This is a genomic window from Clostridium sp. YIM B02555, assembly GCF_022320955.1.
In the GTDB taxonomy this organism is placed as follows: Bacteria; Bacillota; Clostridia; order Clostridiales; family Clostridiaceae; genus Clostridium; species Clostridium saccharoperbutylacetonicum.
The window spans coordinates 28125-44452 of record NZ_JAKJJY010000013.1; the positions used below are offsets into that span (position 1 = coordinate 28125).

Consider the following 16328-nt stretch of genomic DNA (forward strand, 5'->3'; position numbering starts at 1 on the left):
AAAAGACAAAATTTATTTATTTAAATTTTGTCTTTTTTATTTAGCCAAAATTATTATTTCTATATTCAGAGGGAGAAGCACCTGTAAAAGCTTTAAAGACTTTATGAAAGTGGCTTTGGTCATGAAAGCCTAATATTAGACTTATTTCTAAAATACTAGTAGTTGTTGTTACAAGTAATACTTTAGCCCTATCAATTCTAATTTTTTTTGCATATTTCATAATTGTTATTCCCATATGTTTTTTAAAACATTCAGATATATATCCTTCAGATAAATTCAAATCTGTAGCTAATTTTTTCAAAGAAATTTGGCTTTCTATATTAAGGTGTAGATGCTTTAATATTCTGTTTATAACAAAGTTGTCTTTAACTTCAACATCATTAATAAGTAAATTAATGTAAGTATCTATCATCTTTATTTCAAGTTCTTGAAGTTCTTTTAAAGTATTGAGTGATGGTATTAAAGTGTAAAATTTATTGTATATTGGATGCAGATATTTTGTAAGAATACCATTGCCTACTATTTCTCGAGTGTACATTGCATTCCAAATGATTAAATCATTTCTTTTATCTTCAATCGAAATTTCTTCAGAAATCTCATCTAAATGCTTTTTTTCAATAATTTCTAAAATTTGTGGTTTAGCTCTAAGCTTAATTAGAAATGATATATTATTATTAAAAATATTCATATCAGATATAAAAGAATTATCCAAAATCATGTCCTCCTAGTTAGAATTATATTAATTCAAAAGTAATAATATATACATATTATATTAAAAATATACAAGTTTAATCAAGCTCATTTTAATATTATATATATAATGAAAATGTAGATAGATTCTTTAAGATAGTGAAGGGACAAGGAATATACTTGTTTTTAGAATTTATAAATTTTAGACATTACGCATTCATCATGATAAAATGAATAGAAATAGAATATTTATGACAGACGGTGGGCAAATGATTAAAATAAAATTAGAAAAAAATAGAAGTGGAAAAATAATATTTAAATTAAAATTAGATGATAAAGATAAAAGCAATATTTTCTTTAGAAGAGCACTCATGGAGGCAAGAACTATTAAAGGAAATTCAAGATATGAATATGAAGTTCCGTTAAGATTTTTTGTTCCAATATGTAATAATGTAGAGAAAGAAAATATTGTATTAGATAAAAAAAGTTTATTATCTTATTTAGAATTCTCAGATTACTATGATGAAAATTATTATACAGATGTAGATGCAACAGCAAAGTATATGAAAAAGTGGCGTGAAGAAGGGTGTCCTAACATTTATAGGATCACTATAGATAAAGATACTTATGAAATAGTAAAAGAAGTGATTTTCAAAAAAAATAAAATTGTATTAAGAGATTTTGATTTATAGAAAAGGAAATATCTCAAATGTAAAAAAATGCAATTTGAGATTGTGTCCTTTATCAAATATATTCTATTCACGATAGATTATGCTTGTAATTATATTTGTGATTTCCAATGACTCGCTACTAAATAAGAATTCATGAAAATAGTTGGAATTTATGCAATCAACCAATAGTAAATCATTTTTCTGAGCGGTAATAGTTTTATTATCGATAATTATTTTAAAGCCACCAGTTACTACATAAAAGCAAAGTGATATTAAATCTTTATTTAATGCAGCTTTATATTTAAAATTATATTGCTTTTTGGGAAGAATATTAAAATGAATTAATTCCCCATCATAATTTTCTCTTGTCATTAAGTTAAACACAGAAGCTTTACCATAAGTTTTTGTTTTCCAATCACCTAGAAAACTATCTTGATCAAAGGGAGCAAGTAATTTTTTGTATTTTGTTTCATGATCAATAGTAAGTTTACCTTCAGTAACCATGAATTTACGTGAAACACCTGGAAGTTCACTAAAAGTGGATTCTGATATGTCAATTTTAGCTATTCCAAGCCTCCATAGGAAATTTCTATTTGCATAATTAGAAGTTGGTGGATATGTTATCAATTCTGTAGCCATTCCTCCAGACCAAAAAGTTGGTCTATAATGTTCTCGTTTTATTAATTTAATATTGTACTGCATAGATTCTGCTCCTTTCCTCAGATAAGTATTTCATGTTAATTATATTAAAAGATATATGTATAATCAATAAAGTTAAGAACAATATAAAATAGACACATTAACTAAAAAAATATAATTGTAATAATTATCAGTGCATTGTAGATATATTAATTTGTTAAAGTAATAAATATAATAAATATAATAAGAAATATTGCAATTTGTTCGATAAATATATAAGGAATAAAAATTATATTTAGGTGCGAAAAATAAAAAGTACGTTGTAAATATAATTATAGGAGCGGTGTTATGACAATTATTAATAAAAAGGAATTAAGGAAAGAAATTTTAAAAAAACGACAAATGATGGATGCAATTGAAAAAGAAAAGGCTGACAATAAAATAACTGATGAATTTTTAAAAACTGACTATTATAAAAAAGCAGAAAACATATTTATCTATGTATCCTATGATTCGGAAATAAACACAAAAGGAATAATAAATAGAGCCTTAAGTGATAATAAAAAAATTTATGTGCCTAGAACAGATTTTAAAACTAAAAATATGGATGCGGTCGAAATTATAGCATTAGCTGAATTAATGGAAAATTCCTATGGGATTTTGGAACCTTCAATTGAAAAAACAAGTATTAATCCCAATAATCTTGATTTAATAATAGTGCCAGGAGTAGCATTTGATAGGAATGGCGGAAGAATGGGATATGGAGCTGGGTTTTATGATAGATATTTTAAAAAGCTAAGTAATAAGAAGATTAAAAAATTAGTTTTAGCTTATGATTTGCAAGTAGTAGCTGAGGTGCCAATGGAAGAATGCGATGTTCCTGTAGATTATATAATAACTGAAAAGGAGTTTATAGGTTGTCCTTAAAAGTGATAATTAGGATTATAATTAGGGGGAGAATTTATGGAATATAATGAAAGTAACTTTTTTTACCTGAGGAATACGAGTCTTGAGAAATATTATGATGCATTAGTAAAAGCGGAATATGTATGTGAATATTTTCCTATAATTACTAGGATTATTGTAAGGAAAGTGTTAGAAAGCTTTATAAAAGATATTGCAGAAAAATATAGTATAGAATCAAATGTTGCTGCATGGCAATTAATTAATAATATTAAAGTTAGCGAAAGATATGAGATACCAGATGAAATTTATAGAGCTTTTGAGATTATATTGGTTAATGCATATGATCACTCTTCCTATAATCGAAAACCAAAAGGGATGGTTAAGCATCCGATAGAGATATTGGAAATGATACACAATATTTTTTGTTGGTATTTAAAATCAGCTGAGATACAGGAAATGGCACTTACTGATGAAGTCAGTTTTAGGGCTCCAAGCACTATTGAATATATGAAAAAGGAAATAATAAAAATAGATGAAGATGTTATACTAAAGGGTAAACAAATCAATGTTTTAAGGCAAGCAATTCTTGAGCAGTCTAGTGAATTGAAAAACATAAGTGAAATGAATAATAAAATAATAGCAATAAAAGAAGAAAAAGCTTGCTTAGAGAAAATATATATTGGATTGAACAGAAAAATTGAAGCACAAAGAAAACAAGTTTTAGATGTGGAGAAAGACTACAATACCTATATTAAAAAAATTGAAAATTTAAGAGAAAAGTGTAATGAAAGTCAAGAATTAATTTTTGCACAAGAAAGTCAACTTGTTAAAGCGGAAATACAAAAACAGGAAGTAAGTAATTTAATAAAAAAATTAGAAGAAAAAGATGATTCAATAAATAGACTTGAGCAATATCTTGAAGAGGAATTGGAGATTGCGAGAAAAGCCTATGAAAACTTAGTAGATTTAACAAAGAAATATGAAGATAATTTAGAAACTATAGAATTCTCCTATGATAAGAACTTGCAAAAGATATTAGAAAATGAACAAAAGAATATAATGATCAAAATAAATTATGAGGATAAAATATTTAATGATAATATAACCACGTATTCACAAAACATTATTGAAGCAAAAAGGAAGACGTTAATATTCAAGGAAATATTGAATGAAAAAATAAGGAAGGAAATCAAATATGAGCAATTCTATAGAGCTTTCTTAAATATAGAAGGAAAAGAACTAAGGATAGTTTACATAATTGCTACTAGTATAAATTTGATATCTAGCACATTAAATAAGTCTAAAGAACTATTAACAAAATCAACTAAAGACAAGTTTTTAGAATTAGTGAATAGAAGATTAGAGGAACTAAAAAATATAAGTGATGCAGAAATTAGACTTGTATTATATTATAAATTAATAAAATTGGCCAGCATTCCTTCAAAAAATGTGTTTAATAGAAGACAATTTGTACAAGCCTTAGATACGATAGTAGAAAAGGGATATGAATTTTTAATAAATAAGGCTGATTTTAAAGGGAAAATAAATAAGATAGATGGAATAAGCTTATATTATATTGAAAAAGTATTAGAAGCTTTAAAAAGTAAAAGTAACTTACAAGTTGATGAAGAACTAGTTAATAGAATCTATGAGAATATTGTGGAATTGAAAAGTAGAGATGAAAATATTGATAAAAGGCAGATACATTATGAAAAATATAATTTGGATAATATTACTGAAGCTTTACTTAAAGATGCCATAAGAGCACATCCTTTTGAACTATTATCAATAATGATAAATTTAGGAAGCTCATATGAATATTCAGAGTTTCAAGAAATATTATTATATGTAGAAGGTTTAGTAGAAAAAAAACTTGAAGTTAATGCCAATGAATATTTTATGAGCTTGATGTTTTTAGCTAGTAGAGTTAGTGGTACAAATGATGCTTTACAGGAAAATTTATTACCTATATTATTAATGGAAATAATCAATGTTGATTTAATATCTACTAATAAAGCTACGAATTTAGAGAATTATAAGGAAATGATAAATATATGGAAACAGAAGCAGCATCGATACAATGACATTTCTATGGAAAAAGAAGATAAAGAAAATGAAATTAAATTGTTAATTAAAGAAAAACAAGAATTAGAAATTAATCAGGTTCAATTAATGAAAAATTATGATATGTTGGTGGAAAAATATAATAATTATAAGGAAGAATTTAAGAATATAATTATGAACTCTGAAAAGAGAATATTATTACCATCTTTCATGATTTATGATGAACTTCGTAGTAAAAAAGAAGCGGCTGAAAAGCATATTAATGAATCAAAAGATAAATTCGGTACCTTTAAGAGCATGATTTCTCCTGGGATATGGAAAGAAAAAGCTAGCAAATTTTTAAATGAAACTAATATGGTAGATGCTGAAAAGGCACTTATTGAAGAAGCAAAACAAAAACCGTATTTTATGAAAGAATACTCAGTTTTTCAAGACTTAGAGAATCAGATTAATGATGCAAAGGAATTGGTAAACAAGAATCAGGAGAATATTCAAAATAAAAATTTATTGGTGGAGAATATTACTAAAAAAATAAATGAGTTAGATAAGCAGCTTAACACAATTAAAGAACTTTATCTTGATATTGAAGCTATCTATTATTAAGTAAATATAAAGGACTAAATCGAGTTACATTTTTCAGTTGATAGTAACTCGGTTTAGTCCTTTTAGTTTATTTTGATTATTTCATAAAGATAGATTATTACTAGCTTTATCTTTCTTTATTTGCTATTTCAGCAACAATTCTTTCGATGAATGCATCTAGCTTCATAGCACCTTCATCATCATTCTTTCTGCTTCTTACAGAAACTTCATTATTTGCGGCTTCTTTTTCACCTACAACTATGATGTAAGGTGTTCTTTCAAGTCTTGCTTCTCTGATCTTGTATCCAATTTTTTCAGCTCTGTAATCTGATTCAACTCTAACGCCTCTGTTCTTTAATGCTTTTGCAACTGATTCTGCATAATCATTATATTTATCAGAGATTGGTAATACTTTTGCTTGAATTGGAGAAAGCCAAGTAGGGAATGCCCCTGCATATTCTTCTATAAGCATTGCTAAAGTTCTTTCATAGCATCCAATTGAAGATCTATGGATTATATATGGACGTTTCTTGTCTCCATTTTTATCTATATAGCTCATATCAAATCTTTCAGCTAATGCAAAGTCGATTTGAACTGTGAATAAAGTATCTTCTTTACCATGAACATTTTTAAATTGTAAATCAAGCTTTGGACCATAGAAAGCAGCTTCGTCATCAGCTTCAGTATAATTAACTCCTAAGTGATCTAAAATTGTCTTCATTATACCTTGAATTCTATCCCAGGCTTCAGGATCATTGATATATTTTTCAGTATTGTTTGGATCCCATTTAGAGAATCTATAAGTTATTTTATCTGCAATTCCAAGTGTAGTCATTAAATGTTGAATTAATTCAAGAACACCTTTAAATTCTTCTTCTAATTGTTCAGGTGTAACAATTAAATGTCCATCAGCTAAAGTGAATTGTCTAACTCTTATAAGACCATGCATTTCTCCTGAAGCTTCATTTCTAAATAAAGTAGAAGTTTCACCATATCTTATTGGAAGATCTCTATAACTGTGTTGTTCAGCATTGTATATAGTATATTGGAATGGACAAGTCATTGGTCTTAATGCAAATACTTCATCGTCCTTTTCTTCATCTCCTAATACAAACATACCATCTTTATAATGATCCCAGTGACCAGAAACTTTATATAAATCACTCTTAGCCATAAGTGGAGTTTTAGTTATAACATAGCCTCTTTTTTCTTCTTCATCTTCAACCCATCTTTGAAGTAGTTGAATTATTTTAGCTCCTTTTGGCATTAATAGAGGAAGTCCTTGACCAACATTTTCATCAGTTGTGAATAATTTTAATTCTCTACCAAGTTTATTATGGTCTCTCTTTTTAGCTTCTTCTACAGCTTCTAAGTAAGCATCTAAATCTGATTTCTTTAAGAAAGCAGTACCATAAATTCTTGTAAGCATTTTATTCTTTTCATTACCCTTCCAGTAAGCACCAGCACTTCTAATAAGCTTGATTGCTTTAACTGACTTTAATGATAATAAATGTGGACCAGCACATAAATCAGTAAAATCACCCATCATATAGAAAGATATTACTTCATCTTCAGGAAGGTCATTTATTAGTTCCACTTTATAAGGCTCATCCTTCATTAATTCTAATGCTTCATTTCTTGGAAGTTCAAATCTTGTAATTTCAGGACTTTCCTTAATAATTTTTTGCATTTCTGCTTCAAGCTTTTCTAGGTCTGCAGCAGAAAAAGCAGTTTCTCTATCAAAATCATAATAGAAACCATTAGCAATTGAAGGTCCTATAGCTAATTTTGTTTCAGGGAATAATCTTTTTACTGCATAAGCTAATACATGAGATATACTGTGTCTTACAGCATCTTTACCTTCTTGATCATCAAATGTACATATGCCTAAAGAAACATCCTCATTAATTTCAGTTCTAAGATCAGCTACTTTTCCGTTAATAACACCACAGCAAGCATTTCTAGCTAAGCCTTCACTAATTGCTTTAGCAATTTCATAAATTGATAATCCAGCTTCAAATTCTTTTATTGAACCATCTTTTAAAGTTACTTTTATCATTTTTACTCCTCCTTAATTCAGTTAACAGTTATGAGTTAACAGTTTATGCCCTTTAGGGTATTCTGTGGGCAATTTACAGTTTTGGATGAAATCACTGCGTGATTTCTTTGAATTATATAATTATATATTTAAATATAAAAAAACTCCGTCTCTAAAATATAGAGACGAAGTGATATCCGTGGTTCCACTCTAATTACCTAAAGAAAGATTAATTAAAATAGCTTATATGTAAAAGCATAAAAACTATTCCAAATAACCTAATAAAATAGGTCACTTAAAATTATCGTAACGTGATAATAACGGACTTTATTAGAGTCACTCAGAGGTGGTTTTCAGTCTAAATTTATCTAAGAATACTCACACCAGCATATTCTCTCTCTGAAAAATAAGATTTTAGCTTACTGTCCTCATCAACGTATTTACTTTATTAATAGTTATTATTATAATCATTGTATTTTTCTATGTCAACAAGTTAATAAAAAAAATTATATTAAACATAATTGAGAAATAAAGATATATTTAAAGTAAAATGGAAAACTATATCGAATTGAATTAAATAATTTTAAGGGGAAATTAGTAAAGTTAACGTGTGTTTAACATTTAATTAACGAGAGTTAATTTGGATTTAATGAGGAATTTATACAAGTACACTACAATTAGGCTGTGCAGAAAGATATAAGAATTAGGCATATTTTTCATATATTTATTTTAGGAGGCAGCAATGAATAAAAAAATAAAAAGTATAAAAGTTAAGATCATTATGTTTTTGGTACCAATGTTATTGATTGCATTTACAGCATTAGCAGTTCTAGGCTATAAGTTTGCAAGTAATTCATTAAAGGAAAGTAATTTGAATGTGATGTCAGAGATGACCAAGATAGCTGCATCGAGAGCTGATGATCAAATTCAAAGTGAAATTAAGAATCTAGAGGTCTTAGCAAGTAATCCTATAATTAGTAATGAAAATATACAATTAGAAGAAAAAGTTAAAGTTCTTCAAGCTTCTTTAAAAGCTGTTAACCAACTAGATATGAGTATAAGTAATCAAAATGGAGAAGCAATTGATATATCAGGGAATAAAAAGAATGTAAAGACAACTCAAAGTTTTATCAAATCAATAAAAGGAGAAGCTGCAATAACAAATCCATTTGTAGATCCTAATACGAAAAAGAAAGTAATATCATATTCAGTGCCAATTAAAAATTCAGCAGGTAACATAATTGGGATTATTACTTCAATGAAGGATTGCATGGATTTTTCCAAGATAAATAGTGAAATAAGTTTTTTAAAGACAGGAAGTTCAATAATTGTAGATAACAATGGAAATTATATAGTAGCAGCAGATGAAAGCCTAGTAAGTGAAAATAAAAATATTACAAACATAACATCAGATAAAGCATCTTTAGATGATTTAAACAACATAGGAAAGAGCATGACTATAGGAGATCAATCTGGAATAGGAAAATATATGTATGATGGTAAAGCTATGTATATGACCTATAGTCCTATTGGAAAAACAGGACTTTCAATAGGAATAACGGTAGAAGAAAAAGATTTATTAAGTGCATTAAATAGTTTGGCTTTTATCGATGCAATAGTAACTGTAGTTATGATATTATTAATAGCTATATTAATAATTGTATTTACAATAAAGGTGATAAATAGATTAAATGGAGCTAAAACTTATGTTGATAGTATTGCTAATGGAGATTTCTATTCTCAAATAGATAAAAAATACATTAGTGTTAATGATGAAATAAGTTCTATATGCATAAGTGTAGGACAAGCAAAGGAATCAGTTGGTAATATGATAAAGTCAGTAAAGGAAAATGCTAGTGTTGTAAGGACTGGATCATTGTCCTTAAATGAGATATCAGAACAATTAGCGGTTCTTACAGAAGAAATATCAGCATCCATAGGAGAAGTTGCAATAAGTACAAATAAGGAAAGCTGTGATTTCAAAGAGATATCTAACAAGTTATCAATTTTTGGAGATGAAATAAACCTAGTTAAAGATAATGTTAATTTAATAAGTGAAGATGTTTTTATAATAAATAATAAATCTTTTGAAGGTTCAAGAGATATTGAACAACTAAATGATGGGATTGTAAGTGTTAATGATAGTTTTCAAAGATTTTCAACTAGTATTGAATATATACAAGGGGACATGAAAAATGTTCATGAAATTACTAACATTATAAATGGAATCTCGGAACAAATAAATCTTCTATCCTTCAATGCAGCAATTGAGGCTGCCAGTGCAGGAGAAGCTGGAAGAGGCTTTAATGTTATAGCGTTGGAAGTAAAGAAGCTTTCAGATAAAAGTAAAGAATCAGCACAAAATATTAGTAAAATAATAAACAGACTTATGAAAATAATACAAAAACTTGTTGAAGAATCTAATAATATGGATAGTGAATTGCAGAAACAAAAAGATGCAGTTTACAATGCATCAAGTTCGTTTGCTGAGATAGCTGTACTAGTTAGCGAAATTGCACCTAAGGTTACAAATATTAACGATTTATTTAATGATATTAGCAATAACAAAGATTTAATCGTCGATACTGTCAGTGATTTGTCAGAAGAAATAATAAATACATCTAATTCTTTAGTTCAAGTTACAGATTCATCCGTGGAACTAGCAATATTTGCTGAAAAGGTTAGTAATAGTTCTAATTTACTATTGAATAGGGCTGATGATCTGATAGAAAAAGTAAAATTATTTAAAATTGAAAAAAATGAAGTTAATGCTGAAATAACTGTAGATAAGAAAGATGAAAAAATAGGTATTGAAAGCATAAGTTCTTTAGAAAAAGTTAATAATGATGAAGTTAATAAAGAAGATTCAGTTTCTATATTAGATAACAAACTAAAAAAAGAAGAAGTTATTAATAATACTCTTAGTTATTATGAAAACTTAGATTTACCCTTGATAGAAAATTTAGAAGACTTAGATATATATCAATTGGAGCAGTTTGAAGAAGATTTACAGCTAAAGGATTTTGGATGGGGGGGCACTAAAGTAACAGAGATAAAAGATTATATTAAACAAAAAGAATCAGTAGGTTTTGATGATGACGATGATGAATTTAATATATCCTAATTGAAAGTACAAGGCTATTTGCTTATAAAATGAGCAGATAGCCTTATTAGATATAATAAATTTAAATAAAGTCTAATAATTATCTTCAATCAGTTTATCTAAAGTTAGATTAACAATCATTTCTTCAGTATAAAATTTTTCACCCATTATTATAAAAATTACTTCTGATTTCTTAAAGCCTTCTTTATAAAGCTTTAAGTTTCTAGTTATTCGTTTTAGAGTATTTTTTGGAATATTTAATTCTAAAGCTAATTCTTTAAAAGAATAATAATCTTTTTTTAGTATAAAATATAGTTTATTTTGAAGATCTAATTTATATCTAAGATCAACCTCTTTGGATTGATGGGGGCCATATTTTCCTCTATGATGAGACGGACATAAATATTTGTAGTTTAATTCTATATCAAAGCCACCTTCACTTCTGTGAACAATATGATGTATATCAGCTTCGGCATTACATATTTCACATAAAGACAATTTTTAATCCTCCTTAGATTCTGCTTTATATATTTATAAATACATAAAGGGTAAAAAATATTTTAAATTATATTAATCAATATAAGTATATTCAGTTACTAACAGTTATTATTATAAATTAATCAATAGGAAATAGCAATTTTAATCAATATGATAAAAATTTATAAAATATCAATAAAATGGAAGAAAAAATGATATTATAATATTAGGAAATTCAAATTCATATTGTGCCAAGTGAACCCTAAAAAGGGTTTATAAGTTATATTAATATATTTTATTAAATCTTTAGTAGGAAGGTGAATAAATTGAAAGAGAATTATAATTCGTTTAATTATTGGGAAAACGTTTTAAGAGAAAACAAAAATAGAAGAGCACATGTATTAATGCAAAAGCTGCCGACAGAGAAGAGTGTTTACTTTCACACAATATTATTTGGAAAGAAAAATGGAATACACAACATGTGGGGGTATGTTCCAAATATAAAAGGTCTAGTAGGCTATCTTCAATATCCATTTTTGCAAGAAGCTTTTTACAGATGGGTACACGGGAAAGATAGAATTATTTCACAAATTCCACACATGACAATTGATAAGATTTCTAAGGAAGGTGAAAAAGCAAAAAAGATAACAAGGGAAACAGCGATAAACATGCGTAGAGACTATGATTTCCTTAATAGCTTATGGGCTCTTCCACATGATAGAATCAAAATGGAATTAGAAAAATTTATAATTGATTTTAATAGAAGATGGATAGGTAATAATCAACGTTTTATATATATAAAGGTTTTTAATACTCCAGAAGAAGTAGGTGAATTTGTAATATCCTCATCTTTGATAACGTCTACAGAAAAAGAATTTGAAAATAAAATAGGGATGACTATAGAGGAATGGAGAGAGGTTTGTAAATTTGCAATAAGTAATTCTGACAAAGGTGAGTTATTTAAAGAGGTTTTGCGAAAAAAATTAAGTGAGGTATATTAGAATAATAGTCGAGCAATAGGTTATGAAATAAATATGAAAGGAAAGTTTACTTAATTCTTAGTAAACTTTCCCTAAAAACTTAGTTTTTATTTGATATTTTCAACAGAAGCTATACTTTGAGCTGAAATTCCAAGCATTTCACCAGTAAAGCCAAGACCTTCTTCAGTAGTAGCTTTAATATTAATTTTATCAAGATCTATATTAAGAGCTTCAGATATATTTTCTCTCATATTCTGAATATGTGGTAACATTTTTGGTTTTTGTGCAATTATAGTAGCATCTATATTATTCACTGCATATCCTGCTTCAAAAATTAGTTTTCCTGTTTCCTTAAGTAATAAAAGGCTAGATATGCCGCTGAATTTACTATCTGTATCAGGAAAGTGCTTACCAATATCTCCAAGGGCACAAGCACCTAACAAAGAATCCATTATTGCATGAAGAAGAACATCAGCATCAGAATGACCAAGTAATCCTTTTTCATATGGGATTTCAACTCCACCTAAAATTAACTTTCTATTTTCAACTAATCTATGAACATCATATCCTAAGCCTACTCGCATATAATAACACCTCATTCAAATAATTATTATATATATTGCAAAATTATATTTGCAATATATATACTTTATTTATTTTAACATAATATGCTATGCGATTATATAAAAAATAATTATATAGAAGTTAGTTGAATACGTATTACTTTGAAATACGACTAATTTTATAAGAATTAACTATTTGTGAGTTAGGAATTTTAACATTAAACCTAATAGTAATGAGTTTAATTACTTTATTTAAAAGGAAATGTATAAAAGAAATTCTGTGCTTTCTTTTAAAATCAACATAAATTATTTTAGCTCTCATAAATAATCTCCAAAATATTAATTTTAAGTATATAATATTTTATTAATGAAGGGCTTTATATGCTATAATAACATAGTATGAAATAGATATATAAAGGGTTAATATTTTAAAGAGGTGTTAATTATATGGATGGATTAGGCTTTAAGAAAGATAGATATGTATTTGCTTCGGCTCCATCAATGATGGTACTAGGAGATGGAAATGAAAGCAATAAAACCAAGCAAATATCTTTATTTTTAAATGAATTAAATACATATAATGTTTTACTTAAAGATTTAGTTAATTTTCCACTGAGAGAAAATGATAGAAATGTATCTTTAAATGTTGCATACTACATAATAAGTGATGAGGAAATATTACAAAAGGTTATTGAAAAGAAAGACTTGCCTATAGGGAAGTTAAGTAAGTTAACAAGGCTTAAACCTGAATATTTAGAAAAACTTAGAGATTATATTTTAGCATACTACATAGTTTTAAATAATCCTTATTATAAGAGTTTGCAAGATTCACTTAGAATAAAATTAAAGGAAGATAACAATGTTATTAATATTTCAAATAAGAATGAGAAAATACATAAAGGGTTAGCAGTAAAATTGGTAGGCAGAGCTGTATATATTTTGACGTCTAAAGGTGAATTCTTTAAAATAAAGACTAGTGATAAAGTTAGTGTTGGAGAAATAGCAGAAGGTAAAGAAAAACGATTTTTTAGAAATTATAGGATTCACATATCTATTCTATTATTTGTACTTATACTTATTGGGAGTGGTATTATTATTCAATATAGGACAACGCAAAGTACAATTGTCATTGAGACAAGCTCCAATATAAAAATACATATTAATAAATTTAACAAAGTGATATATATGTATTCACCAACGGAAAAGGGAAAAGAGCTTATTAACAACATAGATGTTGAAAATAAAGATATAGATGAAGCTATATCTAAAACCTTTGAATATGCTGTGAAAAATCAAATGATAGATTTAAGTAAAAAGACTCTTATGACAATAAGTGGTCAACCACTAAAATATGGAACACTTATTAAAACCAATAAAGTTATTTCTGAAAATAAAGTGCCAATAATTATAAATAATTCAGGAAATCAACAAAACTTACCAAAGGATCAAAGTGAAGATGAAACGAAAAAATAGCCTTAAAATTAGGGCTATTTTTTCGTTTTAGTTAACACATCTTTAAAAGTATCCATGTCATATGTGGAACTAATATAAATTCTATCAAGTTTGAAAAAATTATCATCTTTATCTGCAAGGCCTCTATTTGTGGTAAATCCAAAAGTATATCCTGAATTTTTGGCTGCTTTTATACTATCTTCGTTATAATCTCCGAAAGGGTAAGCGATTGAAGTAACTTCTTTACCAGTTATTGCTTCCAAAGTTTTTTTAGATTCCGTTAATTCTTTTAATTGGTCTTCATATGTGAGTTTATTGAGATGTGGATGATTAATAGTATGGCTTTCGATATCAATTCCATATGTGGACATTTCTTTTATTGCTTCTTTTGATAAATAATAATTGCCATCTAAATTAGAAGTTATGCAAAATATTGTAGCATTCATATTTAATTCTTTTAATATAGGAAAGGCGTTATAATAATTATCCATATACCCATCGTCAAAGGTAATAAGTATACTTTTTTCAGGAATAAGTGAATGATTTAATAAATAATTTTTTAAATCTTTCATAGTAAGGGTTATGTAGCCTTGGTCTTTTATATATGTAAGTTCTGCTTTAAGTTTTTCAGGTGTTATTATTACTTCATTGGTAGCTGGCTCTGTAACAGAATGATAATATAGTACTGGTATGCCTGTATTAGCATTAGTTAGTATGACATTATTTAATTTAGCTTTTTTGGAGGTTACTTCATTAATCATTTTATTGAAAAGTTGAGCACTTGAGTTATCCACAGATTTGCTTTCCAAATCATTGTTATGTACTAATTCATTTTTAGATGAACTATTATTAAAATATCTGATAGAGAAACATACTATAGCAAGTAAGATAATGGATATAAAAATTAATGCATATTTTTTACTTAATATTTTTTTGAAAAAATAAATTATGTTCAAATCTTTTAAGTTAGGCATAAATAAACCATTTGACCTCCTATCATTTGAATTGAAAATGTAATTCATCTATAATTATATCCTAAATTACAAGAAAAATTATAGGAATTTTGATTTTTTTAATAAGGTATACAATTAATAGGATTAACAAGAATGCAAAATTAAGAATTGTGGTTATTATCCAATTATATTAAAGGAATAATATTATAAAAAGAGTAGCATAATATATAAATAGTACAACTTATTAACATTGTCCACAGTCGCTTGTGGATAACCTGTTATAAAAGTGTTAATAGACATAATATGACATATGATATTTGTGGATATAAATTAAATTAAGTCATAAAATGTATAAATTCTAGGAGGTGTTTATATGGGCATTTTAACTAATATAGCTGGAATAATTGTAGCAAGTTCAATGTTATATACAGCTTATCCACAGAATTTGTGTATAAGTTGTGTGATTAATGGTCAAAGCGAAATTAAGCTTGTGGAAAAGTCTATAGAGAAAAATTCAGATTATCTAAAAGAAGACATAAAAATACCTCAGTTTATAGGTGGAAATGATGAAAAAAGGGTAAATATAATTAATAATACGATTAATGATGATATTTTGCCTAAAATAAATGATGCAGAGAAAACAGCAAAAGAATACTTTGGCAAGATCGGACAAGAAAAACCAACTTTCCCATATGAAATTTTTTCAAGATATACAGTATCTGAAGATAATAATAAAGTGCTCAGCTTATTTAATGATTATTATGAATATTTGGGAGGGGCTCATGGTATGACCATAAGGAGTTCCTACACAATAGATAAAAGTACAGAAAATTTATTGTTTTTAAAAGATTTATTTGCTCCTGGATATAATTATATGGATATAATCAATAAAGAAATAAAAAGAGAAATAAAGGAAAATCCTCAAAACTATTTTGATTCGGGAAATGTATTTAAAGGTATAAAAGAAAATCAAAATTTCTATATACAAGATGGCGAGCTTGTTATTTATTATCAATTGTATGAATTAGCTCCATATGTATTTGGATTTCCAGAATTTAAAATTCCTTTGAAGGTATTTGATAGCAATTATATTTATACATAAATGAAGTTAAATTGTTATGAAAAATTAATAACGAAAACATATTCAGAGTAAAAAGCTAAATGGAAAAAGATGCCAGTAAATTAATATGGGCATCTTTTTATGCGTTAT

Annotated in this window: 13 protein-coding genes and 1 other annotated feature; of the genes, 7 read left to right on the forward strand and 6 right to left on the reverse strand. The window is 26.8% G+C overall.

Annotation, left to right across the window (positions count from 1 at the left end; genetic code table 11):
- Positions 1-40: 40 nt before the first annotated feature.
- Positions 41-712: a helix-turn-helix domain-containing protein gene (locus L3B98_RS17350; protein ID WP_015390470.1), complete on the reverse strand. Its 672-nt coding sequence runs from the start codon at positions 710-712 to the stop codon at positions 41-43.
- Positions 713-959: 247 nt separating this feature from the next.
- Between L3B98_RS17350 and L3B98_RS17355 the strand changes: the two genes are divergently transcribed.
- A complete protein-coding gene (locus tag L3B98_RS17355; RefSeq protein ID WP_015390471.1) occupies positions 960-1382 on the forward strand; it encodes a hypothetical protein in 423 nt (140 codons plus the stop codon).
- A 63-nt stretch (positions 1383-1445) separates the two neighbouring features.
- Here L3B98_RS17355 and L3B98_RS17360 read toward each other — a convergent pair whose 3' ends face one another.
- Positions 1446-2063, reverse strand: a complete 618-nt coding sequence (locus L3B98_RS17360) for a HutD family protein (RefSeq protein ID WP_238917678.1) — start codon at positions 2061-2063, stop codon at positions 1446-1448.
- 285 nt (positions 2064-2348) lie between these two features.
- Here L3B98_RS17360 and L3B98_RS17365 point away from each other — a divergent pair, with 285 nt between their 5' ends.
- Both L3B98_RS17365 and L3B98_RS17370 read left to right on the forward strand, forming a co-directional pair.
- Positions 2349-2927, forward strand: coding sequence for a 5-formyltetrahydrofolate cyclo-ligase (locus L3B98_RS17365; RefSeq protein ID WP_238917679.1), 579 nt, complete (start codon positions 2349-2351; stop codon positions 2925-2927).
- Positions 2928-2963: 36 nt separating this feature from the next.
- Positions 2964-5573, forward strand: coding sequence for a hypothetical protein (locus L3B98_RS17370; protein WP_238917680.1), 2610 nt, complete (start codon positions 2964-2966; stop codon positions 5571-5573).
- Positions 5574-5679: 106 nt separating this feature from the next.
- On the opposite strand, the gene thrS is transcribed toward L3B98_RS17370, so the two are convergent.
- Positions 5680-7611, reverse strand: a complete 1932-nt coding sequence (gene thrS / locus L3B98_RS17375; RefSeq protein ID WP_238917681.1) for a threonine--tRNA ligase — start codon at positions 7609-7611, stop codon at positions 5680-5682.
- A 157-nt stretch (positions 7612-7768) separates the two neighbouring features.
- Positions 7769-8034: a binding site (T-box leader), on the reverse strand.
- A gap of 298 nt (positions 8035-8332) precedes the next feature.
- On the opposite strand from thrS, the gene L3B98_RS17380 reads away from it, so the two are divergent.
- Complete coding sequence (locus L3B98_RS17380; RefSeq protein ID WP_238917682.1) at positions 8333-10714, forward strand: methyl-accepting chemotaxis protein; 2382 nt, start codon at positions 8333-8335, stop codon at positions 10712-10714.
- A gap of 72 nt (positions 10715-10786) precedes the next feature.
- Here the strand turns inward: L3B98_RS17380 and L3B98_RS17385 are convergent, their stop codons facing one another.
- Positions 10787-11191: an HNH endonuclease signature motif containing protein gene (locus L3B98_RS17385; protein ID WP_015390477.1), complete on the reverse strand. Its 405-nt coding sequence runs from the start codon at positions 11189-11191 to the stop codon at positions 10787-10789.
- Positions 11192-11496: 305 nt separating this feature from the next.
- Between L3B98_RS17385 and L3B98_RS17390 the strand changes: the two genes are divergently transcribed.
- A complete protein-coding gene (locus L3B98_RS17390) occupies positions 11497-12171 on the forward strand; it encodes a hypothetical protein (protein ID WP_015390478.1) in 675 nt (224 codons plus the stop codon).
- 86 nt (positions 12172-12257) lie between these two features.
- On the opposite strand, the gene ispF is transcribed toward L3B98_RS17390, so the two are convergent.
- The gene (gene ispF / locus L3B98_RS17395) at positions 12258-12734 is read right to left on the reverse strand and encodes a 2-C-methyl-D-erythritol 2,4-cyclodiphosphate synthase (RefSeq protein ID WP_015390479.1); all 477 of its coding nucleotides are present in this window, start codon (positions 12732-12734) and stop codon (positions 12258-12260) included.
- A gap of 426 nt (positions 12735-13160) precedes the next feature.
- On the opposite strand from ispF, the gene L3B98_RS17400 reads away from it, so the two are divergent.
- Positions 13161-14186, forward strand: a complete 1026-nt coding sequence (locus tag L3B98_RS17400) for an anti-sigma factor domain-containing protein (protein WP_238917683.1) — start codon at positions 13161-13163, stop codon at positions 14184-14186.
- A gap of 14 nt (positions 14187-14200) precedes the next feature.
- On the opposite strand, the gene L3B98_RS17405 is transcribed toward L3B98_RS17400, so the two are convergent.
- Complete coding sequence (locus L3B98_RS17405; protein ID WP_238917684.1) at positions 14201-15139, reverse strand: polysaccharide deacetylase family protein; 939 nt, start codon at positions 15137-15139, stop codon at positions 14201-14203.
- A 352-nt stretch (positions 15140-15491) separates the two neighbouring features.
- Between L3B98_RS17405 and L3B98_RS17410 the strand changes: the two genes are divergently transcribed.
- Entirely contained in the window at positions 15492-16220 is a 729-nt protein-coding gene (locus L3B98_RS17410; RefSeq protein ID WP_238917685.1) for a DUF3298 and DUF4163 domain-containing protein, read from the forward strand.
- The last annotated feature ends 108 nt before the right edge of the window (positions 16221-16328 follow it).